We start from the raw sequence: 26,147 nt of genomic DNA, 5'->3' as shown, positions 1-26,147 counted from the left end.
CCTGGCGCTCTTTGGTCAATGTCATAGCCGGAAGTTGCCGACCAGTTGATCCAGCTCGCTGGAGAGCTGCTGCAGACTACGACTCGATGCCGTCAACTGGTGGGCGATGTCCGCCGTCTCCATGGTGAGCTGGTTGATGTCCTCTACGTTGCGGTTGATCTCGCCGACCACGCTGGACTGCTCCTCGGTGGCGGTGGCGACCTGGATGTTCATGTCGCTTATCTGGGTGATGTGGGCGGTGATCTGGCCCAGGGCCTCGTTGGCTGCATCCGCCTGGTTTACCACGGCCAGGCTCTGGCTGTGACCCTCGGCCATGGCACTCACGGCGCGAGCGGATTGCGCCTGCAGGCTGTTGATCATCTTCTGGATCTCCTCGGTGGAGGCGGCGGAGCGGCTGGCGAGGTTGCGCACCTCGTCGGCCACCACGGCGAAGCCCCGACCCTGTTCACCGGCCCGGGCTGCCTCGATGGCGGCGTTCAGCGCCAGCAGGTTGGTCTGCTCCGAGATGCTGCGGATGGTGTCGAGTATGCTGCCGATGGCATCGGTCTGGCCGGCCAGGGAGCCGATGACCCCGGAGACCTCTTTCAGTTCACCGGAGAGTCCGACGATACCGTGGCGAGCCTGGGAGACCACACCTGCCCCGGCCTCGGCTTGCTCGTTGGCCTGCTTGGCCACCTCGGCGGCCAGGGAGGCATTGCCGGCTATCTCGCCGACGGTGGCGCCCATCTCGTGGATGGCGGTGGCGACCTGCACGGTGCGATCCCGCTGGGCGGTGCAGTTGTGCTGGGTGAGCTGGGCCTGGCTGGCAACCTGGGCGGCGGTGGCCGCCAGCTGACGGGAGTTGCTGGCCACCTGTTCGATGGAGCCATGGATCTTGGCCACGAAGTTGTTGAAGCCCTTGGCGACCTCGCTCAGTTCATCCTTGCCCTCGACCTTGAGGCGCTGGGTCAGGTCGCCATCACCGCTGCCGAGTGCCCGGAACAGGCGGGCCAGTTCGTTGAGGGGGCGGCTGACCGACCCCGCCAGCAGCATGCCAAGCAGGCCCATGCCCAGGGCGATGACCAAACTGACCAGCACTATGTGCAGGCGGGCCTTGTCGAGTTCCCCATAGATCTCGGCCTCGGGCACCTGTACCACCAGGTACCAGTCGAGCAGCGGGATATAGGTGGTGGCGAGCACCACGTCCTGGCCATCGACCTCGGCGCGGCTGGCGGAAAATGCCTGCTTGGTGAGCAGGGCCGCGGCATCCGGGCCGGCCAGCTGACTCAGCGTATCCCTGTCGATGCGGGCGGCATCCGGGTGCAGCTTCACCTTGCCACTGCCATCTGTCATGAACACGAAGCCGCTGTCGCCGACCCGGAAGTTGGAGAGGGTGGCGACCATGGTATCCAGGGATTTGGCGAGTCCGGCCAGGCCGCGACCATTGAGTTGCTGGAAGTTGACGAACAACTTCATCTCGCCATTGGCTTCGCGAAAGATGCTGAGCATCAGATCCTGGGAACTCTTGGTATAGCCATAGAACCAAGCGTCCTGCTCCGGGGTCAGGTTGCGCAGGAAACCATCCTGGTTGTAGTAGGCGGCGCTCTGCCGATCGGCGAAGGAGGCGGTCACCAGGCCATATTGCGCCGTGAGATCCTTGAGCTGACCAATAAGGATGCTCTCTTGCTCCTTGGGCATGCCGCGGGCGACCCAGTCCAGCACGAAGCGGTCATTGGCCAGCTGCTTGGCGGCGTTGGCCACCGAGTTGAGATCCTTTTCGATGTCCTTGCTGATCCGTTGGGTCAGGTTCGGCAGCTCCTGTTCGAACATGCGGCTCTCGATCAGCTGCTGGGCCGAGCGCTGACTGAAATAACCCACCAGCAGGCAGGAGAGCACCACGGCCAGGGTGACGGTAGCAATAATTTTCTGTTTGAGGGTCAGGCTTGCAAGCATGGCGTTGACTCGGGATCCGGTTGAAAAGGAGGTCATGATAGTAGCGGCCGGGGGAGGGCATTCTTGAGGCTGGACGGGTTTTTATTCAGGGTTTGCGTTTGCGCGCACAGCAGACGAGGGGGGCTCGGTGTCATCTGGCATCAGCGTTCGTGTGCCTGGGCCCTGGCTCGGGTGGAGAGGGGGCCGGGATCGGTGCCGGGCGCCATGGCACCTGGTCGGGATAGAGGCTTGCTGTTCCTTGATTGGCTCTTATAGTAGGCTGCAATCATTGCAATGCCGCATCGACCCCCATGGACACTCATATGTACGCTGCTCGCCGGGAATGGACCCGCACTCTGCTTCTGCTGCTCGGCTGTCTGCCGTTGCTTGCCCTGTTTGGTGGCCAGGCCATGGCGAGTGAACGCCCCAAAATCGCACTGGTACTCAGTGGTGGCGGCGCCAAGGGCTCGGCCCACATAGGGGTGCTCAAGGTGCTGGAGGAGAAGCGGATCCCGGTCGACATCATCGTCGGCACCAGCATGGGCTCCTATGTGGCGGGCATGTATGCCATGGGCTATAGCGCCGAGGAGGTGGAGCGCACCACGCTGGCCATCGACTGGAACAAGGGTTATCAGGACAAGGTGGGGCGCAACGAACTCTCCTTGCGCAAGAAGCAGCAAAATGAGCAGTACCAGCTGCGCACCGACATCGGCGTCAACGGCAATACCACCCAGTTGCCGGATGGTTTCTTCCAGGGCCAGTCCATGGCCAGCCTGCTGCGTTTCGCCACCTCCAACCTGCCGGTACAAAAGAGCTTCGACGACCTGCCGATCCCTTACCGTGCGGTCGCGACCGACATGGAGACCGTCACCCCTTATGTGCTGGACCACGGTAGCCTGGCCAAGGCGATGCAGGCTTCGATGTCGATCCCCGGTGCACTCAAGCCGGTGGAGTGGGAGGGGCATATCCTCGCCGATGGCGGCTCGGTCAACAACATGCCGGTCGATGTGGCCAAGGCCATGGGCGCCGACATTGTCATCGCCATCGACATCGGTGCCAAGCTGCGCACCCGGGAGGAGCTCAAGTCCGGGCTGGCCATGATAGATCAGCTCACCACCTACATGACGCAAGTGGGCACCGACAAGCAGAAGGCGCTGCTGGGCCCCAAAGATATACTGCTGGTGCCTGAGTTCGGCGGCATGGGCATCGCCGATTTTGCCCTGATGCCGGAGGGCATTGAAAATGGTGAAGCTGTGGCCAGGCGGGCCGCCAGCCAGCTCGACGGGCTCTCGCTCTCCAAGGCGGACTATGCCGATTATCGCAATCAGAAGCTGAGTCGCCGCGCCGAGCGCAGCGGCCAGCCAGCCTACTTCATCGACAAGGTAGAGCTGGTCAACAAGTCCCGTCTCTCTGACGAGACCATGATAGCCACCCTCAAGGTGCGCCCCGACAAGGTGCAGACCAACGAGAGCCTGGAAGCAGGCATTCGCCGCCTCTACGCCCTGGAGTCCTTCGATCGCATCACCTATCAGGTCGAGGAGCGCAACGGTGAGAACGTGTTGGTGGTCGATGCCAGCGAGAAGAACTGGGGGCCGGGCTATCTCAACTTCCAGCTCGGCTTCTCCGATGATTTCCAGAGCGACTCCAACTACAACGTCGGCATGTCCTACACCCTCACCAATGTGAACGATCTGGGGGCCGAGTGGCTGACCGAGGCGTCGCTCGGCACGGCCAAGCATATCAAAACCGACTTCTATACCCCGCTGGAGTCGTCGCAGACCTTCTATGGCGAGGCGAGCCTGGGCTATGACAAGACCCAGCGTCGGCTCTTTGTCTCACCGGACGAGGCGGGGTTCTTGCCGGTCGACTTTGTGGAGTCGGAATATAACTTCTTCAGTGCGGATGCCTCCCTTGGCTGGAACCGCCAACCCTGGAGCCGCGTCTCCATCGGCTTGAACGGCAAGATAGGCAAGATAGATCTGCAAAACTTCAAGGATGCCACTGTCGATGCCACCGCCTGGGGCCCCTACGTACGCTTCGAACACGACACCCTCGACAGTCGCTACTTCCCCTATGAAGGGGTGCAGTGGGATGTCAGAGCGGGTTATACCCGGGTCTCCACGGACGATAACACCGGTCTGGATGGCGACAACCATTCGTCGGGTGTCAGCTATCACCTCTCCCTCATCAAGCCCTGGTCCTGGGACAGGCACAGTATCAACCTGTTGCTCGAGGGCGGAGGCCTGGACACCGATGAGGTTATTCCCCTCGACATTCAGGATCTCGGCGGCCTGTTCCGTCTATCCGGTTACCAGCGCTATGAGCTCTCCGGGCGCTACAGCCTGTTTGGTGGCCTGCGCTATATCTACCGGGTGGCGGATAACGACTTCGGCGCGCTGCGGGCGCCCCTCTATCTGGGCGGCTCCATCGAACGGGGCGGGGTCTGGAACAAGGGCGAGGATATCAGCCTGGAGAGCTCCATCCTCGCAGGTTCCGTCTATGTGGGGATAGAGAGCTTCCTCGGCCCCATCTTCCTGGGCTACGGCATGGCGGAGGGCGGGAATGATGTCATCTATCTGCAGCTGGGCAGTACCTTCGAATAGGGTGTAAATGCTGACAACTTGTTAAGTTGAATTTTCTGTGTTTTCTGTTAACAGCCAAAACATCAGCAACTTTAAATGGTTAGCTGGTTGAGGTGAATAAGTGTGCAGGGATTGGATTTTAATTACTCGTTAAAACTTATATAGTGGGGGGCACCCTAAGGGTGTCCCGCAAGGACGATCGCCGCCAGCCTGGGCGAGCCCCAAAAAAGACCAAAGAGGAATTAGTCGTGCTTGAAACCTACCGTAAACACGTCGAAGAACGTGCCGCCGAGGGCGTGGTTGCCAAACCTCTGAACGCAGAGCAAGTTGCCGCACTGGTTGAACTGTTCAAGGCCCCCCCCGCCGGCGAAGAAGATTTTCTGAAAGAGCTGTTGTCCTCCCGCGTCCCGCCCGGCGTCGATGAGGCCGCCTACGTCAAGGCAGGCTTCCTGACCGCGGTCGCCAAGGGTGAAACCCTGTCGCCTATCCTGAGCGCCGCCCAAGCGGTCGAGCTGCTCGGTACCATGCAGGGTGGCTACAACATCCAGCCGCTGATCGACCTGCTCGACCACGCCGAACTGGCCCCTCTTGCTGCCAAGGGCCTCTCCCATACCCTGCTGATGTTTGACTCCTTCCATGATGTGCAGGAGAAAGCCGAGGCCGGTAACGCCTTCGCCAAACAGGTATTGCAATCCTGGGCCGATGCCGACTGGTTCCTGAACCGTCCGGAACTGGCCGAGAAGATCACCGTCACCGTGTTCAAGGTGACCGGTGAGACCAACACCGATGACCTGTCCCCCGCACCGGATGCCTGGTCCCGTCCCGATATCCCGCTCCATGCCCTGGCCATGCTGAAGAACGCCCGCCCAGGCATCACCCCGGACAATGACGGCACCATAGGTCCCATCAAGACCATCGATACGTTGAAAGAGCAGGGCTTCCCGCTGGCTTATGTCGGCGATGTGGTCGGTACCGGCTCTTCCCGTAAATCCGCGACCAACTCCGTGCTCTGGTTCATGGGCGACGACATTCCGTTCGTGCCGAACAAGCGTGCCGGTGGCGTCTGCCTCGGTGGCAAAATCGCCCCCATCTTCTTCAACACCATGGAAGATGCCGGCGCCCTGCCCATCGAAGTGGATGTGGCCAAGCTGAACATGGGCGATGTGATCGACATCTTCCCCTATGAGGGCAAGATCAAGCTCCATGGCACCGAGCAGGTGTTGGCCGAGTTTGAGCTCAAGACCGATGTGCTGATCGATGAAGTACGTGCCGGTGGCCGTATTCCGCTGATCATCGGCCGCGGCCTGACCGACAAGGCCCGCGACGTGCTGGGTCTGCCGTTCTCCACCGTGTTCCGTCGCCCGCAAGCGGTCGCCGATACCGGCAAGGGCTACACCCTGGCCCAGAAGATGGTCGGCAAGGCGTGCGGCGTGCAGGGCATTCGTCCCGGCACTTACTGCGAGCCCAAGATGACCACGGTCGGCTCCCAGGACACCACGGGCCCCATGACCCGCGATGAGCTCAAGGATTTGGCCTGCCTCGGCTTCTCCGCCGATCTGACCATGCAGTCCTTCTGCCACACCGCGGCTTACCCCAAGCCTATCGACGTGCAGACTCACCACACCCTGCCGGACTTCATCATGAACCGCGGCGGCGTCTCCCTGCGTCCGGGTGATGGGGTCATCCACTCCTGGTTGAACCGCATGTTGCTGCCCGATACCGTGGGTACCGGTGGTGACTCCCATACCCGTTTCCCCATCGGCATCTCCTTCCCGGCGGGTTCTGGCCTGGTGGCCTTCGCCGCCGCCACCGGCGTCATGCCGCTGGACATGCCGGAATCCATTCTGGTGCGCTTCAAGGGCGAGCTGCAACCGGGCATCACCCTGCGTGATCTGGTCCATGCCATCCCCTACGCCGCCATCCAGAAAGGGCTGCTGACCGTCGAGAAAGCGGGCAAGAAGAACGCCTTCTCCGGCCGCATCCTCGAGATTGAAGGTCTGCCGACCCTGAAAGTCGAACAAGCCTTCGAGCTGGCCGATGCCAGTGCCGAGCGCTCCGCCGCCGGTTGCACCATCAAGCTGGATCAGGCTCCGATCGCCGAGTACCTCAAGTCCAACATCGTCATGCTGAAATGGATGCTCTCCGAAGGCTATGGCGACGTGCGCACCATCACCCGTCGTATCAAGGGGATGGAAGAGTGGCTGGCCAACCCCGTGCTGATGGAAGCGGACAAGGATGCCGAGTACGCCGAAATCATCGAGATCGATCTGGCCACCATCAAGGAGCCTATCCTCTGCGCGCCGAACGATCCGGACGATGCCCGTCTGCTGAGCGACGTGGCGGGTGACAAGATCGATGAGGTGTTCATCGGCTCTTGCATGACCAACATCGGCCACTTCCGCGCCGCCGGCAAGCTGCTGGACAAGTATCAGGGCTCCTTGCCAACCCGGATGTGGATAGCGCCGCCCACCAAGATGGACCGCGACCAGCTGACCGAAGAGGGCTACTACGGCATCTTCGGCCGGGTCGGTGCCCGCATCGAGATACCCGGCTGCTCCCTGTGCATGGGTAACCAGGCGCGGGTGGCGGAAGGGGCCTCGGTGGTCTCCACCTCCACCCGCAACTTCCCGAACCGTCTGGGCAAGGGTGCCAACGTCTATCTGGCGTCTGCCGAGCTGGCCGCCGTTGCAGCCATCCTGGGCAAGATCCCCTCCGTGGCCGAGTACCTGCAATACGCCAAGACCCTGGATGCCACTGCGGCTGATACCTACCGTTACCTCAACTTCAACGAAATCGCCTCCTATACCCAGAAGGCCGATGCGGTGATTTTGCAGCAAGCGGTATAAGGATTGGCGCCGACTGGCGCACGCAGTCTGAAGAACAGCCCCGGTCCATGCCGGGGCTTTTTCATGGTGCTGGCTGAGGCTATTGCGGATCCTGGGCTCTGCCGTGGGCGATCCAAACGGGGAGCATCACGGCTGTCACTCCTTGTCGGCTCATCCCCATGACCTCTCGCCGCATTTCTCGTTTTATTGAGCAAAAACTGATCTGGTTCGTGAGCGCAATGGATCGGCCGCTGTATCATGCCTCGCTTTTTGGCTACGACTCTGTGCTTCATGCCGGCAAGGTGCCGACGTCATGGGGTTGGTCGTTCTATCCGCCTCATTTCTGGATGATCAGACGATGTCTCTATTGGGATTAGATGCCACGCGCCCCTGTTGGCGACTGCTATGTGCCTTGCTGGTGTTCGCATGCCCGGCCTCGGTGGGATTGTGGGAACTGCACAACAACTATCTGCACACCCTGGACAAGCAATCCGAGCTGGCGGCCACCAAGGCCGTGCGCCTGATAGAGGCCATGCTGCATCATGCCGAAGGGGTCAACAGAAACATCTTCCCGCTGATCAGCCACCCCTGTAATACGTCGCTGCTGACCCTGCGCAAGGAGGTGACCTTGACCCCTTTCGTTCGCAGTGCCAGCCTCATCAACCACTATGGGGTCTACTGCAATTCGCTGTTCGGGGATGTGCACTGGGAGGATGACGTCGGTCGCTATAGCGGGGGCTTCCTGCGGCTGCTGTCGGGCAACCCGGTCAGGGCCAATCACCCCATGCTGGTGGTGCGCACCGAGTCGCAGGATGGGGCCGTGCTCAGCACCATCGACAGCGAATACCTGAAGCTGATGCTGGCCTTGAGTGCCCCTGTCTCGGGGAAAGCGCAGCTGCATGTGGGCAATGCCTGGCTGGACGAACAGGGCCATCTGGTGGAGGGCTATCACAGATTGCCGACCCTGGCGGTGCACAAGGCCAAGTCCGAACACTACCCGCTCTCCGTCTATGTCGGTTTCGAACTGCCCTCCACCTGGGAGGCGCTGTGGCGTGTCAGGCATCTGACCATCTGGATGTTGCTGGGCTTCTCCCTGACCATCTCACTGCTGGTGTGGTGGCTGCTGGGACGGCCGGGCACCATGGAAGGGGAGCTGAAGCGGGCGCTGCGGGCCAGGGAGTTTGTGCCCTACCTGCAACCGCTGATAGCCAGCCGAAGCGGCAAGCTGATGGGGGCCGAGGTGCTGATGCGCTGGCAGCACCCCACCTCCGGCCTGATCCGACCAGACTTGTTCATTCCCCAGGCGGAAGCGTGCGGCGTCATAGTGCCCATGACCCAGCTGTTGATGCGGGATGTGGCCCAGCAGCTGGGTCAGCGGCAGGAGAGACTGCCGGACGGCTTTCATGTCGGCATCAACATCAGTGCCGTCCACTGCCGGGACTTCTCCTTGCTGACGGAGTGCCGCGCCTTCCTCGGGCACTTTGTACCGGGTCAGGTGGTGTTGGTACTGGAGCTCACCGAGCGTGAGCTATTGGTGGCGGACGCGCACACCCTCGCGCTGTTCAAGCAGCTGGATGAGATGGGGGTCAAGCTGGCCATCGATGATTTCGGTACCGGCCACTCCAGCCTGGCTTACCTGCAGCAGTTTCATGTGGACTATCTCAAGATCGACAGATCCTTTATCGGCCGGATCGGCACCGAGTCGCTGTCCGAACACATCGTTGACAACGTCATCGATCTGGCGACCCGGCTCGGCCTGGCGTTGGTGGCTGAAGGGGTCGAGACCGAGATGCAGGCCGACTATCTTCGCGGCAAGGGGGTGGATTACCTGCAGGGCTATCTGTTCGGTCATCCTGCGTCGCTGCGGTCTTTCTGTGATGCGTTATCAAAAGCAGAGGTGGGGGATAAGCAGACGCTTGTCAGGGTGGCCTGAGCCCCGGCCCTGCTGCGGATTGCGCCCAGTCAGCGCCCGAGTGTCAGGTTCTCGCACGCCGGACCTCAGTACCCTCGAGGGGAGAGTGTTTTTTGTACGGTTAGGTCAGGGTTCAGTTACAGCTGTTAGAATATCGGCCTCTTTAGTGGCTGGATCCGTTATGCCTTATAGTCCCACGTTCGATACGACTCGCCCCCACTTGCGCCTGCTGATCACCTTGCTGATGTTCTCGCTGCCCATGCTGCTTGGCAGTTTGGCGCTGCATAGCCGTTATCAGACCGAACTGCTGCAGCAGTCCAATGCCGCGGCAGCCCGGACCATGATGCTGATGGAGACCATGTTGGGCCATGCACAGGAGGCCAATCGCAATGCCTTGCCACTGTTGGGCAAGCCCTGTGAGGCGGTCCTGGATACCTTGCGGGAGCAGGTTGCCCTGGTGCCCTTCGTCCGCTCGGTCAATCTGGCGCGGCAAGGCAAGATCTACTGCACCTCTTTCTTCGGTGCGTTCAAGATGCCTTATGGGGTCGAACAGTATAGCCAAGGCAGTCTGTTGCTTGGCAATACCAGCCCGGCACGCAGGGATCACCCTTTCCTGGCGATGCGGGCCAAGCAGGGCGATGCTGCCGTCGTCACCCTGGTCGATGGCGATTACTTGAGCTTCATCCTGCATCTCAGTGATCCCTCCCTCGAGATCATGTTGAATGTGGGCGGGCGCTGGCTCGATGAGCAGGGCCATTTCTTTGACAAGACGCCGTTCTGGACAGGTCTGGCCCAGGTTAGCCTGAGCTCCGAGACCTACCCCCTCACTATTCGCGCTGGGCACAATCTTTCCTCCAGCTGGCTGAGTCTGCTGCAGTACCGCAGTTTCGGGTTGATACTGCTGTTCAGCTTCTGCGTCGGTTTTGCCTTCATTATGTGGTGGTTGCTGGGCCGACCGCGCTCGCCGACCAACGAGCTTGCCCGCGCCTTGCAGGCCAGAGAGTTTGTCCCCTTCCTGCAGCCTTTGGTGGCCAGTGATAGCGAGCGGGTCGTGGGGGCCGAAGTCTTGATGCGCTGGCAACACCCCACCGCAGGGCTGATCCGCCCGGATCTCTTTATCCCTCAAGCAGAGGCCAGTGGCCTGATCGTGCCCATGACCCATCTCATCATGACGGAGGTGGGAGCGGTGATGGCGGCCAGGCAGGCCTGTTTGCCGGATGACTTCCATATAGGGTTCAACATCAGTGCCGCCCATTGCCGTGACAATGTGCTGCTGGATCAGTGTCGTGAGTTCCTCGCCCGCTTCGCGCCGGGCAAGGTCGTCTTGGTACTCGAGCTGACCGAACGGGAGCTGCTGGTGGCGGATCCCCACACCCTTGAGCTGTTCAGGCAGCTCGATGCGCTGGGAGTGCAACTGGCGATGGATGATTTTGGCACCGGCCACTCCAGCCTGGTCTATCTGCAACAGTTTCATGTGAATTGCCTCAAGATCGATCAATCCTTCATCGGCCGGATCGGCACCGAGTCGCTCTCCGAACACATAGTCGACAATGTGATCGACTTGGGCAGCCGACTCGGCCTGGCTCTGGTGGCGGAAGGGGTCGAGACTCGGCAGCAGGCCGATTACCTCAAGGGCAAGGTAGCCTGCTTGCAGGGTTATCTGTTTGGCCGCCCCGTGCCTGTCCGGCAGTTTTGCGATGAGCAGTTGGCGCAGGCGGCCTCGCCAGCGATGGAGGTCAAACAGGAACAGCCTGAGCCAGCTTGAAGCGGACCTGCCACGCAAGCCGCATCACGAGTGTGCGGCAGTGGTGTCCCCTGATGAGCAAGCCCCGGCGAGTGCCGGGGCTTTTGTTTGTAACCTCCAACGGAGGCTCAGGCGGAGAAGCCGCCATCTATCTGGCGCCACTGACATAGCCTGCTTCAGGTCCCGCCAGGTCGGCGACGAAGCTGGCGATTTTGTCATCCTTGCCGTAGCGGGCCAGCGCCATCATCCCCTTGGGTTGCTCCGCCGATTCCCCGTCAGCCGGGTTCATGTCGGTATCGACCGGGCCTGGCTGCAATGCCAATTTCTCATCCCTTCAGGGGCTGAATCGATGACAGTACAGAACCCCTTTCTGAGCGTCAGACACTTTGTCGCCGTGGCGCAGTCGCGCAGTCGCGCAGTCGCGCAGCGGCGCTGGGGCTGACCGGCTCGGTGTGGAGCTGCGGTTCGTCTGCTGGCGGCGCAACAGAGCGGCAGTGCCTTTCGGGCCACCTGAGCCAGGTCACGGCTGGCTCAGGTGGCCCGAGGCCAACACTGCCGTGCGGGGAGGTGCAGTGAGCGCTCAGCTCAGGCTGTGCAACCAGTTCGCCAGTTTCTCGTGGGCGCTGCCGGGCTCGGGTCTGGCGGGGGCGAGCAGGTGGTAACCGGTGCCATCCGGGACGAAGCCGAGCGGGGCCGCCAATAGCCCAGCCTCCAGGTCGTCACACACCAGCCGATGGGGGCCTATGGCGACGCCAAGGCCCGCCACGGCGGCCTGCAGGCTGAAGTAGAAGTGTTCGAAGGTCTGGGTCGGCGCCTCGTCATTCTGGGGTTGCCCTGCATTCTCCTGCCAGCGTGACCAGGCATCCGGGCGCGTCTTGGTATGCAGGCGGGGGGCCGAGGGACACAGGGCGGATTTTTCTCCTCGCGGCTCGAAAAACTGCGCCACTTTGTCCGGCTGGCAGACAGGCCCGGTCAGCTCCTCGAACAGCAGCTGGCTGTGCAGATCCTCGGGCCAGTCGAAGTCATTGCGCCGGATGGCGAGATCGATGCCGCTGCCAAAGCTGAGGGCGCCGCCCCCCGCCATCAGATGCACGTCCAGCTCGGGGTGCAGGGCCTGAAAGGCGGGCCAGCGCGGGATCAGCCAGCGCATCAGCAGGGTGGGCTCGCAGGAGAGCACCAGCGACTGGGGGCGGCTCTGCTGGCGCAGGGCCTGGGCCGTCTCCCGGATCTGGCCCAGCCCCTCCCTGACCGTCTGATAGAGCTTGTCGCCCGCCTCGGTCAGGAAGACCCGGCGCTGGCGCCGCTCGAACAGCCTGACTCCCAAGTCTTCCTCCAGCAGGCGCACCGCCCGGCTGATGGCGCCATGGGTGAGGTGCAGCTCGTCAGCGGCGCGGCCGAAGTGTTCGGTGCGAGCCGCCACCTCGAAACAGCGCAGGGCCGTCAGGGAGGGCAGCGACAGGCTTTTCTGTGAATTTTTCTCACCATTCATGTCAGAAGTTATCGTTCGTCATTGGGGTTATTGCCAAATAAAATAGCCGATATTCCATGTGATCAGGACTATTTTCATGACCGAACTGTTAGCCGTAGTCGCCATTACCTTCTTTGCCGTCATCAGCCCGGGCCCCGATTTCGCCATGGTGTCGCGCAACAGCCTGCTGCTCTCCCGTCGCACCGGCGTGCTGACGGCGCTCGGCATCGCGGCCGGGGTCTGCGTCCACGTGAGCTACACCCTGCTGGGGGTGGGCCTGCTGATCCAGCAGTCCCTCTGGCTGTTCAACCTCATCAAGCTGGCGGGGGCGGCCTACCTCATCTTCCTCGGCATCAAGATGCTGCGGGCCCAGCCCGCGACCGGTGAAGAGCTGGCCAGTCAGCCAGCCCTCTCCAGCCTGGGGGCACTGCGTACCGGGTTTCTGACCAATGCGCTCAACCCCAAGACCACCATCTTCATCGTCAGCCTCTTCATGCAGGTGGTGCAGCCGCAGACGCCGTTGGCGGTTCAGCTCGGCTACGGCGCCTTCATAGTGCTGGCCCATGCTCTCTGGTTCAGCGCGGTGGCGATCTTCTTCTCCAGCGAGTCGGTGCGGGCTCGTCTGCTGGCGGTGCGCCACTGGATCGATCGGATCTTTGGCGGTCTGCTGGTGGGATTCGGCATGCTGCTGGCATTGACCCAGCAATCACGCTGAGGGGAAGAAGAGCGGCTCTCCTTATCCACCCTCGACTGTAGGGGCTTGTTTTTCATGCCTTGGCGCTCGCTTTTCGGTAGAATCCAGGCTCATTTTGAAGTCAGATGAGGCGCGGTATGACGGTCAGGTTCCAGGCATTTCATAGCATCAAGGCGATCGCGGATCGGGAGGTGCTGTTCAACTGGTCCAGAACCAACCCCCTCGGCGCCCTGGATCAGGTCTGGCGTCCCGGCAGTCATGAGGAGCTGCAGCGTCTGCTGCGCGAACAGCCTGGCCGCAAGATCCGGTTGCTTGGCTCCGGCCTCTCCTTCGAACCCATTCACAGCGTCTATGCCGAAGGCAGCCAGGCGCTGCTGGTGGATCTCTGCAAGCTGACCGGCCAGCTCGGGGTGACGGCAGACAGCGTGACTTACCACGCGGCGACGCCGCTCGATACCATCTATGGCGAGCTCATCGCCATGGATCGCATGTTGCCAGCCTCCCCCGGGGTGATCGGCATTCAGACTCTGGGCGGTGCACTCAGCACAGGCACCCATGGTCAGGGGCTGCACCAATCCACCCTGGGGGATGCCGTACTGGCGCTGCGCATCATGCTGGCCGATGGGGAGATCCGCGACATTGACCGCGCGCATCCCCAGTTCGGTGCCTTCGTGATGGGACTGGGACTGCTCGGTATCTTGCTGGCAGTCACCCTCAGGACGGTGCCGAACCGCATCATGCGCTGCACCAAGTTCACCACCGATTATCCTTTCCTGCTGGCCCATAACGAGCGGCTCAATCGCGAACATGGCTTCGTGAAGAGCTGGTGGTTCGCCTGGACGGGGGAGAGCCACATCTGGCTGGTGGACCCCGCCAGCGATGAGGAAGTAGCCCGCTACCGGGCAGGGGGCAGCGAGCCGCTGCTGCTGGAGGGGGACATAGACGCCCGGATGAACGCCACCATAGACGCCACCTTGCAGAAGATGGCCAAGGACACCAAGGATGAGGCCCTGGCGGGGGAACATTTCGAGACGGTGCGCCGCTTCAAGGATGCCTCTGACTTAGTGGGCAACGTCTATCAGATCCTCTGCAAGGGGATACCGGCGCCGCAGATCAACTGTGAGGTAGCGGTGCCCTTGCACCGCATGAACGAGGCGCTAGAGATCTTGCAGGCGTGGCAGGAGGCGAACCCCGGCGTGCTGCACTACCCCTTCATCCTGCGCTGCACCGGACCTTCCGAGGCCTGGCTCAGCGGCGCCTATCAGCAGGACGTCTGCTGGATAGGCTTCCTGGTCTACCTGGCGGCGGATGGTACCTTCGTCAATGGCTCCATGGAGCAGATGCGCGAGCTGCAACAGCTGCTGGTGCCGCTCGGTGGCATTCCGCATTTTGGCAAGCACCTGGCGATGGATCTCTACGACTTCCCGGCCCTGTTGCCACGCTGGCACGACTTCATGGCGCTCAAGGCCGAGCTGGATCCCCAGAGCCGCTTCGAAAACCGTTGGCTGGGCCAGCTGTTTGCCCCGGCCGCCCCGATGGCAGGAGAGAGCCATGACTGACAACCAGGATACCCGCATTCCCGTGACCCTGCTGACCGGCTTTCTCGGCAGCGGCAAGACCACCTTGCTCAACCACTGGGTCAAGCAGCCTGAACTTGGCGAGTGCGCCGTGCTCATCAACGAGTTCGGCTCCATCGGGCTGGATCATCATCTGGTGCAGCAGATAGACGAGCAGGTGGTACTGCTCGATTCGGGCTGCATCTGCTGCTCGGTGCAGGGCTCGTTGGTGGAGGCGCTGCAGGGGCTGTTCATGAAGGCCATCCAGAAGAAGATCAAACCCTTCAAGCGACTCATCATCGAGACCACGGGTCTGGCGGATCCCGCTCCCGTGCTGTTCACCCTGCGGGAAGAGGGCTTCATCGCCCAGCGCTACCGCTTCGATGGCACTGTGACTGTGGTGGATGCCGGCCACATCGAGCAGCAGCTGGCGAGCCAGTACGAGGCGGTCAAGCAGGTGGCGCTGGCGGACTTGTTGGTGATCAGCAAGGGCGATCTGGTGGATGTGGAGACGCTGGTGCGGGTGGAAAGCCAGCTGGCAACCCTCAACCCGGCGGCCCCCATCGAGCGGGTCAGCAACGGCGAGCTCTCGCCAGCGGTGCTGGAGAAGCTCGGCGCTTACAACGAAGGGGCGGGGCGGGATGTGCGCCGTCTGCTCGCCTGGCTGCGCACCGAGGCGCCCAGGCAGGGGCTGGCTTCCCCAATGCAGCAGATAATGCAACCCAAGATGCAGCCGTTCGCCGCCAAGGTGGGCACGGCCGCGCCCACCCATTTCGAACATGGCAACATAGAGAGCTTCTCCCTGCGGATCGGTGAGCCCCTCAAACCGGCCCGGTTATTGGCCGCCATCGAAGCGGTGCAGCTCACCCACGGGGATGCCCTGCTGCGGCTCAAGGGCATACTGCAACTGGAAGGGGAGAGTCAGCCCGTGGTGATCCACGGTGTGCACGGTCAGCTCTATCCGCTGCAGACGCTGCTCGACTGGCCGGAAGGGCGGGCCCAGTCCCGGCTGGTCTTCATCGTCAAGCGCGCAGAGCGCGCCGGGATAGAGGCGCTGTTTCTGGCGACCCTCAAGGCCCAGGAGCCAGATCTGGCAGCCCAGCTCAGGGCCATGCTGGGTACCCCCGACGCCTGAGTGGTGCTGTGTGGGTCGGCCAATCCGACCCATGTCATGAGCGTCATTTGGATTGATTAGCCCGATGCTGCGCTTGCGGCACCCGGGTCTGTGCCATGATGCACCGGACGCCGGTTCTGCGCCGAGGCGGGGCTTGTGCAAGTGGGTGAGATCCTGCGAGACTGGCTGGCGCTGCCCAAACAGCAAGGGCTGTTCTATCAGCCTGTCAGCACGCCGCCTTGTCGCGGTTGTTGCTCTGACAAGACCGGATAGGATGTGGGACCTGTTCCCTGGCGCTAACCCCTGAGGGAGATCTCAATGACGCAGCCACACCCGGAACTCTCGGCGGCCCAGCTCAAGTGGTTGCCCTGGCTGACTGCGGTCGGCTTCTTCATGCAGACCCTGGATGGCACCATCCTCAACACCGCGCTGCCGAGCATGGCCGCGACCTTGGGCGAGAGCCCGCTGCAGATGCAGTCGGTGGTCATCGCCTACATGTTGACGGTGGCGCTCTTGATCCCGGCTTCCGGCTGGCTGGCGGACAGATTTGGCACCCGCCGTGTCTATCTGTGGGCCATCGCCCTGTTCAGTTTAGGGTCGCTGGCCTGCGCCATGTCCAACACTCTCGCCATGCTGGTGGCCGCCCGGGTCTTGCAAGGGGTGGGCGGTGCCCTGTTGATGCCGGTGGGGCGTCTCGCCGTGCTGCGTGCCTTCAGCAAGCGAGAGCTGCTCAAGGTGATGTCGTTCGTGACCATCCCAGGCCTGGTCGGCCCATTGATAGGGCCCGCACTGGGGGGCTGGCTGGTGGAGGTCGCGAGTTGGCACTGGGTCTTCCTCATCAATCTGCCGGTGGGGTTGCTCGGCTTTATCGCCAGCTGGCACTACATGCCGGAGATGCGGCGCGAGACCCCCAGATTCGACTGGCGTGGTTTCGTGATGTTCAGTGCCGGCATGGTGCTGGTCTCGGTGGGTCTGCAGGGGCTGGGGGAGCACAGCCTCTCCACCGGCTGGTCTCTGTTGCTGCTCATCACCGGCCTGGCCGCCATGGCGAGCTACTGGCTCTATGCCGCCAATGCCGAGCGGCCCCTGTTCAGCCTGGCGCTGTTTCAGACCAAGACCTTTGCCATCGGCGTCTGGGGCAACCTCTTTGCCCGGCTCGGCAGTGGCGCCATGCCCTTCCTCACCCCCCTGTTTCTCCAGCTGGGCCTGGGCTTTTCACCGAGCGCGGCCGGTATGACCATGATCCCGACGGTCATCGGCGCCATGTTGACCAAGACCCTGGTCAACACGTTGATCCCGCGCATCGGTTATCGCCGAATTCTGGTGGGCAATACCCTGCTGCTGGGTGCCCTGATCGCCAGCTTCTCCCTCATTGACAATGACTTGCCCTACTGGGCACTGCTCACCTGGCTGGGGGTATTCGGCGCCGTCAACTCCTTGCAGTTCTCCGCCATGAATACTCTCACGCTGCAAGATCTGAGTGCCGAGCACGCCAGCAGCGGCAACGGCCTGCTCTCCGTGGTAATGCAGCTCTCCATGAGCCTGGGGGTCGCCATCGCCGCCAGCCTGCTGGGTCTGTTTGCGGCGGCGCACAGTGAACAGTGGTTGCATGGTTTTCACCTCACCTACCTCTGCATCGGTTTGATGTCGATGCTGGCGGCGATGATCTTCGCTCAGCTCAGGGATGAGCGGGAGGGGAAACGTTCCGACGCGGCCTGAGCGGGCTGGCAGAAAGAGTCGAACGGAGCAGGGTGATACTTGCGAGTGGAGAACGACAAGGGCGGCCCGGGGCCGCCCTTGTTATTTTCAGGGATCAGACCCGGAACTGATCGACCGCCTGGTGCAACAGACTGGCTTGCTCGGCCACATTCTGGCTGGCGCGGCTGTTCTGCTCGGCCTGCTCCATGGCCTCGTTGGCGATGTCGCGGATCACCACGGCGTTGCGGTTGATCTCGCTCGCCACCGAGCTCTGCTCCTCGACTGCCGTGGCGATTTGGGTGCTCATGTCCATCATCTGATCCATCTGGCGGGTGATGTTGGCAAGCTGCTGGCTCGCCTCGGCGGCGGCTTCGACGCTGCGCTCTCCCTGGCTGCGGCACTCGCCAATCAGGCTGACCACGCTCTGGGTGCGGGCCTGCAGCCCGCTGACGATGGTGGCTATCTCGCTGGTGCTCTGCTGGGTACGCATGGCCAGATTACGTACCTCGTCGGCGACCACGGCGAAACCGCGGCCCTGCTCCCCGGCCCGAGCGGCCTCGATGGCGGCGTTGAGGGCCAACAAGTTGGTCTGCTCGGCGATGGCACGGATCACCGCCAGCACATTGCCCACCTGCTGACTCTCTTCGGCCAGCTCCTGCACCACCTGGCTGGAGGCCTCCAGCTTGGCAGAGAGGGAGTGAATGACCGCCATGGTGGTCTCCACGCTATCCCGGCCCTGCTGAGCGCTCAGGTTGGTGGTGCGGGCGCTGTCGGCGGCACTCTCAGTGTTGTTGGCGATCTCTTGCACCGTGCTCTCCATCTCTGTGGCAGCGGTGGCGACCAGATCGCTCTCCTGCAACTGCTGCTGGGTACCTTCCCGGGCGGCGTTGGCGTTGCGCTGCAGCTGGGCGGTGAGCTGCTCGAGATCCGTGACCGAGGCGATCACCTGGCCGATGACCTTGTTGAAATGCTCAAGCATGGTGTCGAAGTCGCGCCCCATGGCGCCGAATTCGTCTTTGGAGGTGATGCGGGCGCGCAGGGTGAGATCGCTGCTGGCCGTCACCCGACGCATGGTGTCGGCCAGCCGTTGCAGACCCGCCATGACATCACGACCAATGAGCAGATTGAGGCCCAGGGCCACGAATATGCCGAGGCTGCAGAGCAAGCCCATGATCCAGAGGATGCGATCATGGGTGGCCTCGGCCTCCCGGGAGAGTGCCTGAGTCAGCCGCATGCCCGCCTGGCGCATCTGCTCGGCGCTGAGGTTGAGTTCGGCGCGCAGCCCCTCCTTGGCACTCAGACCCAGGCGCTGCTCCTGGCTCACCAGGGCGAGGAAGTTCTGGCGGTATTGCTCGAGCAGGGCGGCGAGGGCAGGTTCGCCAGCGAGGGCTGCGCTCAGGGGGGCAAGGTCTTGCTCAAACTTGTCTCTATAGCGCAGCTCACGGCGCAGCATGAAGTCTTTCTCATCCCGGCGCAGTTGCAGCATCAGCAGGCTCTCCTGCTGCTGATCCCGGCGCTTCAGCTCTTGCTCCAGGGCGTGGATGGCACCGCGCAGGGCACCGTAATAGCCGCTTTCCGGGGTGAGCCCTATCTTCTCCTGCTGGGCACGCAGGGCCTCGAACTGGCGGGCATAATCCTGAAGCTGAGTGGCAAACTTGAGGATGTCGGCCTGCTGGGGGCCCTGATGGTCTCTGGCCATGTCGGCGAGCAGGCGGCTGGCTTCATCCCGCAGTGCGCCGAAGGCGGTGGCTGCCACGGGGTCTTTGTGTAGCAGAAACTCCTTCTCCTTCAGATTCAGGGCGAGGAGATCGGCCTCTACCTGCTTGGTCAGCAGCATCTCGGCGCTGCTGCGCGACTCCTGGGCGGAGAAGTAGAACACGACCCCCATGACGATGGCCTGGATCCCGGCCACTAGGATGGCGGATAACAAGAGTTTTTGCTTGACGCTCACGGCGACCTCACGAGCAAATGGTGTGCAAGGGGTATCGGCTCGCGAAGGTATATCTTGAAGGCGGCTTTAGCCTTTTATGTCGGGCTGAACGGTGCAGGGGTCGATGGGTTTTGTCACGCCATTGTCATGGAGATAAATCACCTGATTGGTCAATCGAGCCAGCAGGATGGGCAGCGTCTCGCTATCCAGCTCCAGGGTCACGTCGGGCAGGCCCGGGGTCCAGGTGAATGCAGAATGGGTCAACAGGGCGGGGTCAACCAGCAGGGGGATATCGGGACGGGGCAGGAAGGGGCAGAGGGCACCGGGCAGGCAACCTGTCTCTTGCTGCATCTCGGCCGGGTCGCAGATGGAGGGGCTGGCGCCGAGGTGAGCACGCACGGCCCTGGCATCGAGGCGCCCCTCCCTGTGGGTCAGCAAGAGGGCGAAGCGACCATCCTTGAAGCGCAGAAACAGTGTCTTGCTGAACACCCCAAGCCAGCCGAGACGCGCCTTGACCCGTTCGTCCGTGGCGTAATCGAGAATGGGTTCATGGTTGTATTGGCGATGGGGCAGCGCGTTCAGCAGTTGCAGGTTGAAGGCGTGGATCTGTTGCAGGCGGTCGAGATCGGCCCTGGCAGTCGCGAGGGTGGTGCTGTGGTCTTGGGGCATGATGGGCTCCTGTGTGGCCCCCATAGTGCCCCTTCTCCCCTCGACTGACCAATCAGTACTGCTTATCAGAGATTAACCTCCGCGCATGGGTTAGCTGGCGGACGAGAGGCTGGCCCACCAGCGGGCGCCGAGGATCAGGCCAGGGCGTGAGCGGGCATCCAGGCAAAGGGAATGGGGGTGAGTCGCTGGGAGGCTTTGTCGTAGGCTGCCCAGTGCTCGGCCAGCGGCTGGCCCGTCTCGGGATGGGGCAACGCGGGGGCCAACTCGGCCAGGGGCCAGAGCACGAAGGCGTTCGTCAGGATCTCGCCGCGGGGCAGGGCGACGGGCTCCTGGCAGACGAGATCCCCATAGAGCAGCAGGTCGAGATCCAGGGTGCGGGGGGCAAACTTCTTGGCATCGGGTTCACGACCGTGGGCAAACTCCATGGCCCTCAGCTGGCGGCAGAGCTCGGCCAGTGGCAGCGCCGTCTCGGCACCGACCACCAGGTTGTAGAAGGGGCGACCGGCAAAACCGACCGCCTCGCTCTCAAACACCCGGGAGACCTCAAGGGGGCCACACAGTTCGTGCAGGGCATCGAGTCCGGCACGGATATGGTGATCCCTCTCTATGTTCGACCCCAGACTGATGTAGATGCGCGTCATCGGATCTGCTCCCGTTGCATCTGGATGCTGATGCTAACGCGGGTCATCACTGTTCGCTCGCGGTCGGGGTGCGATGGCGCAGAATCTCGACCCCCACTCCGGCGGCGTTGGGCACGGCCCCCGGCTTGGTCAGCGTCACCTTGACCCACTGCACCCGAAAGTCAGTCAGTATGAGGTGGGCGACCTGCTCGGCCATGGTTTCCACCAGTTCCACCACCTTGCTGCTGGCGTACTCCGACACTTTCTGGGAGAGGGTGGCGTAATCGAGCGCCAGCGTGATGTCGTCGCCTGCGGCGGCGGGGCGGTTGTCAAAGCCCATCTCGAGGTCAAAACGGAGCTTCTGGCGAATGCCTTTTTCCCACTCGTATACCCCTATGGTACTCAAAACCTCGAGTCCACGAATAAACACCTTGTCCATGACAGTACTTCTTCTTTACTCTTGATGGGCTGTGAAACAGCGCAGGGATGCTGGCCTGAGATCACGTGCCATTGACGAACGGCCCGGGTTACCCGGACCGGAGAATGTGGCCCGCATCATACCCCATTCATATCGTGGTAAAAACGACCAAGATGACGGCCCTGACGATTTTGATGATTATTCTGGCCTATCTGGGCGGATCCCTGTCCAGTGCTGTGCTGGTGTCTCGCACCAGCGGCCTGCCGGATCCGCGAGACCATGGGTCCCACAATCCGGGGGCGACCAATGTGCTGCGCCTCGGGGGACGGGGAGCCGCCCTGCTGGTACTGCTGCTCGACATGCTCAAGGGCATGGCTCCCGTCTATCTCTCCTGGTTTCTTGGTATCAAGCCCATCTATCTGGGCTTTATCGGCGTGGCAGCCTGCCTGGGTCACATGTACCCGCTCTTCTTCCACTTTCGCGGTGGCAAGGGGGTCGCCACCGCCCTTGGCACCATGCTGCCCATCGGGCTCGACATGGGGGCCATGGTGGTCGTGAGCTGGCTGCTGGTGGCCCTGCTCAGTGGTTACTCCTCACTGGCGTCCATCGTGACCGTGCTGCTGGCGCCCCTGTTTGCCTACCTGCTCAAACCCGAATATACGCTGCCGGTGTCACTGCTCTCCTGCCTTATCCTGATCCGCCACCACGAAAATATTGCCCGCCTGCTCAAGGGGGAAGAGCCCAGACTGTGGGGCAAAAGGGGACAGGGTCGGGGTTGAGCCGGATGAGAAATGCACAAAAGTCTGCTTGTTGTGCAAAAAAGAGACGAACGAGACAAAAAGTAAAATTTCCCGTTGACCCCCAAGGGCAAAATCCGTTTAATAGCGGCCACGCCCAGATAGCTCAGTCGGTAGAGCAGGGGATTGAAAATCCCCGTGTCGGCGGTTCGATTCCGTCTCTGGGCACCATATTTGGTGCCATGAAGTAAAAATTTGGTTCATGCACAGCAGTTTGAGTGTGCCGGCTTAGCTCAGTAGGCAGAGCAACTGACTTGTAATCAGTAGGTCACCAGTTCGATTCCGGTAGCCGGCACCATTTATAGATTGCCCAGATAGCTCAGTCGGTAGAGCAGGGGATTGAAAATCCCCGTGTCGGCGGTTCGATTCCGTCTCTGGGCACCAAGTTAAAGTGATGAGATAGCAATATCTGGTCTCAAAAGTACAATTCCTCCTTAGTTCAGTCGGTAGAACGGCGGACTGTTAATCCGTATGTCGCTGGTTCAAGTCCAGCAGGAGGAGCCAACACAAAAGCCCAGCAGCAATGCTGGGCTTTTCTTTGCCTGTTTGCCACGGCCATTGTCACCTACGCGTTGCGCAATAAGTGTGCACTTGAGGGACAAGCTGTCGCATTCATCCCCCCCTTATTCCTTCCCTGTCAGTGACTTGCCTTCTGTTTCTCGCCTAGTATGGTGACGTGCCGGGCGTTTGTCGCACCGCTTTTCCTGTGCCTGACCCGCCGTATCCGCCAGGGCTTTGTGTACCATGACTCTCAATCTGGCGAGGACGGGACATCTTTGTGATCGAGGTAATGTATGAATGCAACCGAGCTTTGGCAGCTTTCTCCCGAACAGTTCAACGAGTGGCGCCGGGAGAATGACTATCCCTTGATTTGGGATCTGCTGGTGGCCTCGCTACCCCATTTCAGTGACTGGATGGCGGAGCAGAAAATAGAGTCTCTTTTCATTTCTGGCTGACGGTTACCGTTCCATATCAGGTTCCGGTCCATATCTGGTCCGCTTGGCAACGCTATGTTTGTGGTGAATGGTGTCACTCAGATGAGTAGATAACAGCGTTCGCCGTCAGGCCATTTCTCCGGTCGCCAGCTCCGGTCTTTGCCGCTGAGTGGGTTGGCTATGGTAAGACCGGAGGGAGACCGGAGAGGCGCAATCAGAAGGAATAGCAGGCAAGAGTGAGCGTGGACTGTAAGCCTGATGTCAAAAGTCACCCAGCAGAGTTGACTGGATATGTTCAGCGTGGGTCTGGGGGATATCCGGTCTTGGGCTGTTGTTCCCATTTTCAATGCTAAATTCATGATTGTGCTAATCCTCCATTGATAATTTTAACTCCACAGAGGTTTTTGTTAATGCTATGTAAGAAAGCTATCTACGTAGCATTTTTTTGGCGTATTAGTGTTGCATTAATTAGGGTGTTCAGCATATAAGGATAGGGTTCGCTGAAGGCACCAAGGCCAGGAACTAATAAAACCTAGGATAAGTTATGTCAAAAAAATTCGTCACACAGTGGTTTTACGCACCTCTAGATACAAGAAAAGAGATTAGGCCAAGTGGGTTTCTGGGACTTAAAAAAGAGGTCGTAGATATCCACGAAGCAAAAATTGCAGATTTAGACAATTTCTCAGAACAATTAGAGAATATCTATAATGGGTTTGATGAAATGGGATATGATGTTGTAAATGTTGTTCCAATTTCTATAGGGAGTTCGGAACCCTGTCACTCAATATTGAGTAATGGGAAGAGCAATTATTTGGGGGAAACTGCATTTTCTATTACTCGAGGTGCGGTGGTTGTTGGGAAACTCCGTGATTAACTAGTATTCAGTAGTAGCCCTGATAATATCAAGCTGTCAGGGCTGATTATTGAATATTATTGCGATAGTTTATTTGCTTTTTATGTGTAATCTTGTCAGTTTAGAATTGTAGATTCTTTTCGATATTAACAATGTAAGATACTGCTTTTATATCTGCAGGGTAGGGATTTTTTGATAATGGGATTAGGGACGCTGATACACACCCTGCTAGCTCTAATAAAATATTGGAGTATGAGTGCGTGGTAACATCATTGACGATGTGAAATAGAGCTCCCAGTGATAAATTTACACTAATTCTAGAACTAAAATATTTTAGCCAAGGTCGATCTGAGCACTTTTTAAACTGCTCTACGCATCTTTTAAGTTCTTGAGTTGATGTATATATACCTCTGTCGGTATCAGGAGATGAAAGAATATTTTGATATAATTTATCAAGATACATATGAAGTTCGTCAAGTTCATCTTTACGTTGGTTTTTAAATTCTAAAATATCTTGAAATGATGCATCTGGGCTTGGCATAGGGAGTGATTCATGAAGCTTCATTTCAAGTAGCCCATTTCCAACAAGTTTTTTTGTATCGTCCTGAATATATTTGTCACTCACGACTGTCGTGGCTAAACTCCATTGACCTGGATTTTCTTTATTGCGCTGGCTTATCGCGTATTCAAGAGATGTAATATCAGTCTTAGGGAGAAAAGTTTCACCGTTATCATGAAATGTATGGACTAAGACACCATGATCTTCTAAAAATCTCTCATGTGATGGAGTTGAATATTCCATTAGGCTTGATGTAGGTATATCGATACGGTCCCAATAAAGAAGATAGTTCTTGAGTTTATTAGGGTGAACTGTGCCTAAATATTTAAGACTCTTATGCTCTTGTATATCTAACCCCGGTTGGACTATTATTCCCTTGCCACTCATTCTTTATCACCTCTGCACTCGCAATCATATGTAGTTTTATTAGTAGTCATGATACATGGCTACCTCTAAAATTCCCCTGTACCTGTCACACTTTTAAACACATATTACATTTAAGTATTATCTTAAACATCAGGCCCTGAGCTAACCGCTCAGGGCCTTTTTCATATCCACGATTCAAAGGAAAGAACATGTTTATCCATCACATTTTGAGCAAGCAAGTCGGCGCCGTCAGCATCAAGCCAATGAGAGACAGCAGTGTCGACTTCACGGTAAAGGGCAGCACCAAGGGAGCAGTCAAAGGTGCTATCACCGGAGCTGGCGTAGGTGTCAAAGGTGGTATCCCAGGAGCCGTCGCAGGCACCATCATCGGCGGCACTATCGGCTACATCACCGGCCCAGCAGACTAAGGGAGACTGCCATGGATGAGTTCATTCAAGAAGGAAAATACGCTTCCCACGAGACGCTAAAGGGTTATGCCCATAGTTGGCAAACGCTGAGCTTGCTGATGCAGGAGGTCATTACAAGCGGCATGTATGTTCCTGAGCTCCTGCCAGATGAAAATCAGCCTGTGCTGCTGGTCGTGATCAAAGAGGCGACCGTTCTCAAGGCCAAGTCCCTGCACCGTGAGGCACCTGAAGTATTGATCTCGATAGCAACCCATACAGGTGAGTCAGTCAGGGATGACGACGAGGGTTACTACGCCGACTACTGGAGGCAAGCTGCGGGAACCATCCAGCTTATCGACTGCGCCGAGCATGCCGTGTTCTGGCTGCCACTCCCAGCTGTCGAAACATGGGAGCCCTATCGCTTCTCCGGTTACGGCACTCCGTTCGATGCCCTGTCAGCTCCACTCCCTGTATTCCAGCATCTGGCCTTCGTTCTAAAACCTGAACAGGCACAGCCCGAGTTGGGCACCACTATCTACCTGAAATCCATTATCTGATGTACCCGAGGATCCCAATATGAATAGCAAGACCAACAAGCAAGCCGCCAGCCAGCAGACCAATACCCAGCCCGAGAACAAGGCCAGCGATAAACCCGCGCTGCCTGCCAAGGTTATCTTGACCAGTGGTGTCGCCACCTTGCTCTCGCCAGGCTCAACTACCACAGTGGGTTATGAGATAGGTCATGAGCCTGAGCAAGCTGAGCTGTTGATCCGTCTGACCGGTAGTAGCGGCGGGGGCCTCTGTTCCAAGGAGTGGTTCGGCTTGGCACAAGTCGTCGATCTGCTGAACGAGCAACAGCCGGACAAGGCATTTACCTCTGGCCTGTTCAAGGTGATCTGGCACTTCAAGGGCAGCAGCAATAACGCTGGGTTCCTGGCCGCCGTACTGCGCCATCTGGAATTGACCAAGGCTGCACCGGAAGTGCGTTTCGGCCATCTGATCACGGGCAAACATACCGAGTGGTTTGACAGCCTCAAGACCAAGCTGCCAAAGGTCAGCACCACCAACTAACCCATATCGACAGCCCGC

20 protein-coding genes, 4 tRNA genes and 2 pseudogenes are annotated in these 26,147 nt (G+C 59.9%); 18 read left to right on the top strand and 8 right to left on the bottom strand.

What is annotated here, in order from left to right; all coding sequences use genetic code 11:
- Positions 1–21: 21 nt before the first annotated feature.
- The gene (locus BN1130_RS09965) at positions 22–1,932 is read right to left on the bottom strand and encodes a methyl-accepting chemotaxis protein (RefSeq protein ID WP_042041782.1); all 1,911 of its coding nucleotides are present in this window, start codon (positions 1,930–1,932) and stop codon (positions 22–24) included.
- Positions 1,933–2,234: 302 nt separating this feature from the next.
- On the opposite strand from BN1130_RS09965, the gene BN1130_RS09960 reads away from it, so the two are divergent.
- The 4 genes from BN1130_RS09960 (at position 2,235) to BN1130_RS09945 (ending at position 10,995) form a co-directional block, all read left to right on the top strand.
- Positions 2,235–4,514, top strand: a complete 2,280-nt coding sequence (locus BN1130_RS09960; protein ID WP_042041781.1) for a patatin-like phospholipase family protein — start codon at positions 2,235–2,237, stop codon at positions 4,512–4,514.
- A gap of 227 nt (positions 4,515–4,741) precedes the next feature.
- Positions 4,742–7,339 carry a bifunctional aconitate hydratase 2/2-methylisocitrate dehydratase gene (gene acnB / locus BN1130_RS09955; RefSeq protein WP_042041779.1) on the top strand — a complete coding sequence of 866 codons (2,598 nt, stop codon included), beginning with the start codon at positions 4,742–4,744 and terminating at the stop codon, positions 7,337–7,339.
- Between the two features lie 337 nt (positions 7,340–7,676).
- A complete protein-coding gene (locus BN1130_RS09950) occupies positions 7,677–9,251 on the top strand; it encodes an EAL domain-containing protein (protein WP_042041778.1) in 1,575 nt (524 codons plus the stop codon).
- 160 nt (positions 9,252–9,411) lie between these two features.
- Positions 9,412–10,995: an EAL domain-containing protein gene (locus BN1130_RS09945; protein WP_042041777.1), complete on the top strand. Its 1,584-nt coding sequence runs from the start codon at positions 9,412–9,414 to the stop codon at positions 10,993–10,995.
- 127 nt (positions 10,996–11,122) lie between these two features.
- Here the strand turns inward: BN1130_RS09945 and BN1130_RS21645 are convergent, their stop codons facing one another.
- Positions 11,123–11,296 (bottom strand): SDR family oxidoreductase, encoded by a 174-nt coding sequence (locus BN1130_RS21645; RefSeq protein ID WP_232301962.1) that lies wholly within the window; start codon positions 11,294–11,296, stop codon positions 11,123–11,125.
- A 258-nt stretch (positions 11,297–11,554) separates the two neighbouring features.
- A complete protein-coding gene (locus tag BN1130_RS09940; protein ID WP_042041776.1) occupies positions 11,555–12,463 on the bottom strand; it encodes a LysR family transcriptional regulator in 909 nt (302 codons plus the stop codon).
- Between the two features lie 76 nt (positions 12,464–12,539).
- Here BN1130_RS09940 and BN1130_RS09935 point away from each other — a divergent pair, with 76 nt between their 5' ends.
- From BN1130_RS09935 to mdtD, 4 genes are all read left to right on the top strand, one after another.
- On the top strand, positions 12,540–13,157 hold the full coding sequence (locus BN1130_RS09935) for a LysE family transporter (protein ID WP_042041775.1): 618 nt from the start codon (positions 12,540–12,542) through the stop codon (positions 13,155–13,157).
- A 116-nt stretch (positions 13,158–13,273) separates the two neighbouring features.
- The gene (locus BN1130_RS09930; RefSeq protein WP_042041774.1) at positions 13,274–14,695 is read left to right on the top strand and encodes a D-arabinono-1,4-lactone oxidase; all 1,422 of its coding nucleotides are present in this window, start codon (positions 13,274–13,276) and stop codon (positions 14,693–14,695) included.
- On the top strand, positions 14,688–15,827 hold the full coding sequence (locus tag BN1130_RS09925) for a CobW family GTP-binding protein (protein WP_042041773.1): 1,140 nt from the start codon (positions 14,688–14,690) through the stop codon (positions 15,825–15,827). Before BN1130_RS09930 ends, BN1130_RS09925 begins: the two co-directional genes overlap by 8 nt.
- Before the next feature lie 297 nt (positions 15,828–16,124).
- Positions 16,125–17,525: a multidrug transporter subunit MdtD gene (mdtD, locus tag BN1130_RS09920; RefSeq protein ID WP_042041772.1), complete on the top strand. Its 1,401-nt coding sequence runs from the start codon at positions 16,125–16,127 to the stop codon at positions 17,523–17,525.
- Positions 17,526–17,619: 94 nt separating this feature from the next.
- Here the strand turns inward: mdtD and BN1130_RS09915 are convergent, their stop codons facing one another.
- The 4 genes from BN1130_RS09915 to folB all read right to left on the bottom strand — a co-directional run bounded on the left by BN1130_RS09915 (position 17,620) and on the right by folB (position 21,162).
- Positions 17,620–19,455: a methyl-accepting chemotaxis protein gene (locus tag BN1130_RS09915; RefSeq protein WP_042041771.1), complete on the bottom strand. Its 1,836-nt coding sequence runs from the start codon at positions 19,453–19,455 to the stop codon at positions 17,620–17,622.
- A gap of 66 nt (positions 19,456–19,521) precedes the next feature.
- Positions 19,522–20,103, bottom strand: a complete 582-nt coding sequence (locus BN1130_RS09910; RefSeq protein WP_084218184.1) for a YbaK/EbsC family protein — start codon at positions 20,101–20,103, stop codon at positions 19,522–19,524.
- A 134-nt stretch (positions 20,104–20,237) separates the two neighbouring features.
- Positions 20,238–20,744 (bottom strand): 2-amino-4-hydroxy-6-hydroxymethyldihydropteridine diphosphokinase, encoded by a 507-nt coding sequence (folK, locus tag BN1130_RS09905; RefSeq protein WP_042041769.1) that lies wholly within the window; start codon positions 20,742–20,744, stop codon positions 20,238–20,240.
- Between the two features lie 46 nt (positions 20,745–20,790).
- The gene (folB, locus tag BN1130_RS09900) at positions 20,791–21,162 is read right to left on the bottom strand and encodes a dihydroneopterin aldolase (RefSeq protein ID WP_042041768.1); all 372 of its coding nucleotides are present in this window, start codon (positions 21,160–21,162) and stop codon (positions 20,791–20,793) included.
- 152 nt (positions 21,163–21,314) lie between these two features.
- On the opposite strand from folB, the pseudogene plsY reads away from it, so the two are divergent.
- The 7 genes and pseudogenes from plsY (at position 21,315) to BN1130_RS21640 (ending at position 23,747) form a co-directional block, all read left to right on the top strand.
- Positions 21,315–21,986, top strand: a pseudogene (gene plsY / locus BN1130_RS09895) (glycerol-3-phosphate 1-O-acyltransferase PlsY).
- A 47-nt stretch (positions 21,987–22,033) separates the two neighbouring features.
- Positions 22,034–22,109: transfer RNA gene (locus tag BN1130_RS09890), tRNA-Phe, on the top strand.
- A 51-nt stretch (positions 22,110–22,160) separates the two neighbouring features.
- Positions 22,161–22,236 (top strand) — tRNA-Thr (locus BN1130_RS09885).
- Between the two features lie 10 nt (positions 22,237–22,246).
- Positions 22,247–22,322 (top strand) — tRNA-Phe (locus tag BN1130_RS09880).
- Between the two features lie 44 nt (positions 22,323–22,366).
- A tRNA-Asn gene (locus BN1130_RS09875) sits at positions 22,367–22,442 on the top strand.
- A 290-nt stretch (positions 22,443–22,732) separates the two neighbouring features.
- Positions 22,733–22,885: pseudogene (locus BN1130_RS22245) on the top strand (potassium channel family protein); the annotation flags it as partial.
- 532 nt (positions 22,886–23,417) lie between these two features.
- Positions 23,418–23,747, top strand: a complete 330-nt coding sequence (locus BN1130_RS21640) for a hypothetical protein (RefSeq protein WP_084218177.1) — start codon at positions 23,418–23,420, stop codon at positions 23,745–23,747.
- Between the two features lie 100 nt (positions 23,748–23,847).
- Here the strand turns inward: BN1130_RS21640 and BN1130_RS22240 are convergent, their stop codons facing one another.
- On the bottom strand, positions 23,848–24,672 hold the full coding sequence (locus BN1130_RS22240) for a DUF6236 family protein (protein ID WP_157013966.1): 825 nt from the start codon (positions 24,670–24,672) through the stop codon (positions 23,848–23,850).
- 188 nt (positions 24,673–24,860) lie between these two features.
- Here BN1130_RS22240 and BN1130_RS09870 point away from each other — a divergent pair, with 188 nt between their 5' ends.
- From BN1130_RS09870 to BN1130_RS09860, 3 genes are read left to right on the top strand one after another with little or no spacing between them, the layout of a single operon-like run.
- Positions 24,861–25,079, top strand: coding sequence for a YMGG-like glycine zipper-containing protein (locus tag BN1130_RS09870; RefSeq protein WP_042041766.1), 219 nt, complete (start codon positions 24,861–24,863; stop codon positions 25,077–25,079).
- A gap of 11 nt (positions 25,080–25,090) precedes the next feature.
- Positions 25,091–25,615 carry a hypothetical protein gene (locus tag BN1130_RS09865; RefSeq protein WP_042041765.1) on the top strand — a complete coding sequence of 175 codons (525 nt, stop codon included), beginning with the start codon at positions 25,091–25,093 and terminating at the stop codon, positions 25,613–25,615.
- Positions 25,616–25,634: 19 nt separating this feature from the next.
- Positions 25,635–26,129, top strand: a complete 495-nt coding sequence (locus BN1130_RS09860) for a hypothetical protein (RefSeq protein WP_042041764.1) — start codon at positions 25,635–25,637, stop codon at positions 26,127–26,129.
- Positions 26,130–26,147 lie beyond the last annotated feature (18 nt).

The sequence above is a fragment of the Aeromonas rivuli genome (assembly GCF_000820045.1).
GTDB classification, from domain to species: domain Bacteria; phylum Pseudomonadota; class Gammaproteobacteria; order Enterobacterales; family Aeromonadaceae; genus Aeromonas; species Aeromonas rivuli.
Note: the sequence above shows the minus strand (reverse complement) of the source record. Positions and strands in the feature narration are given on the sequence as shown.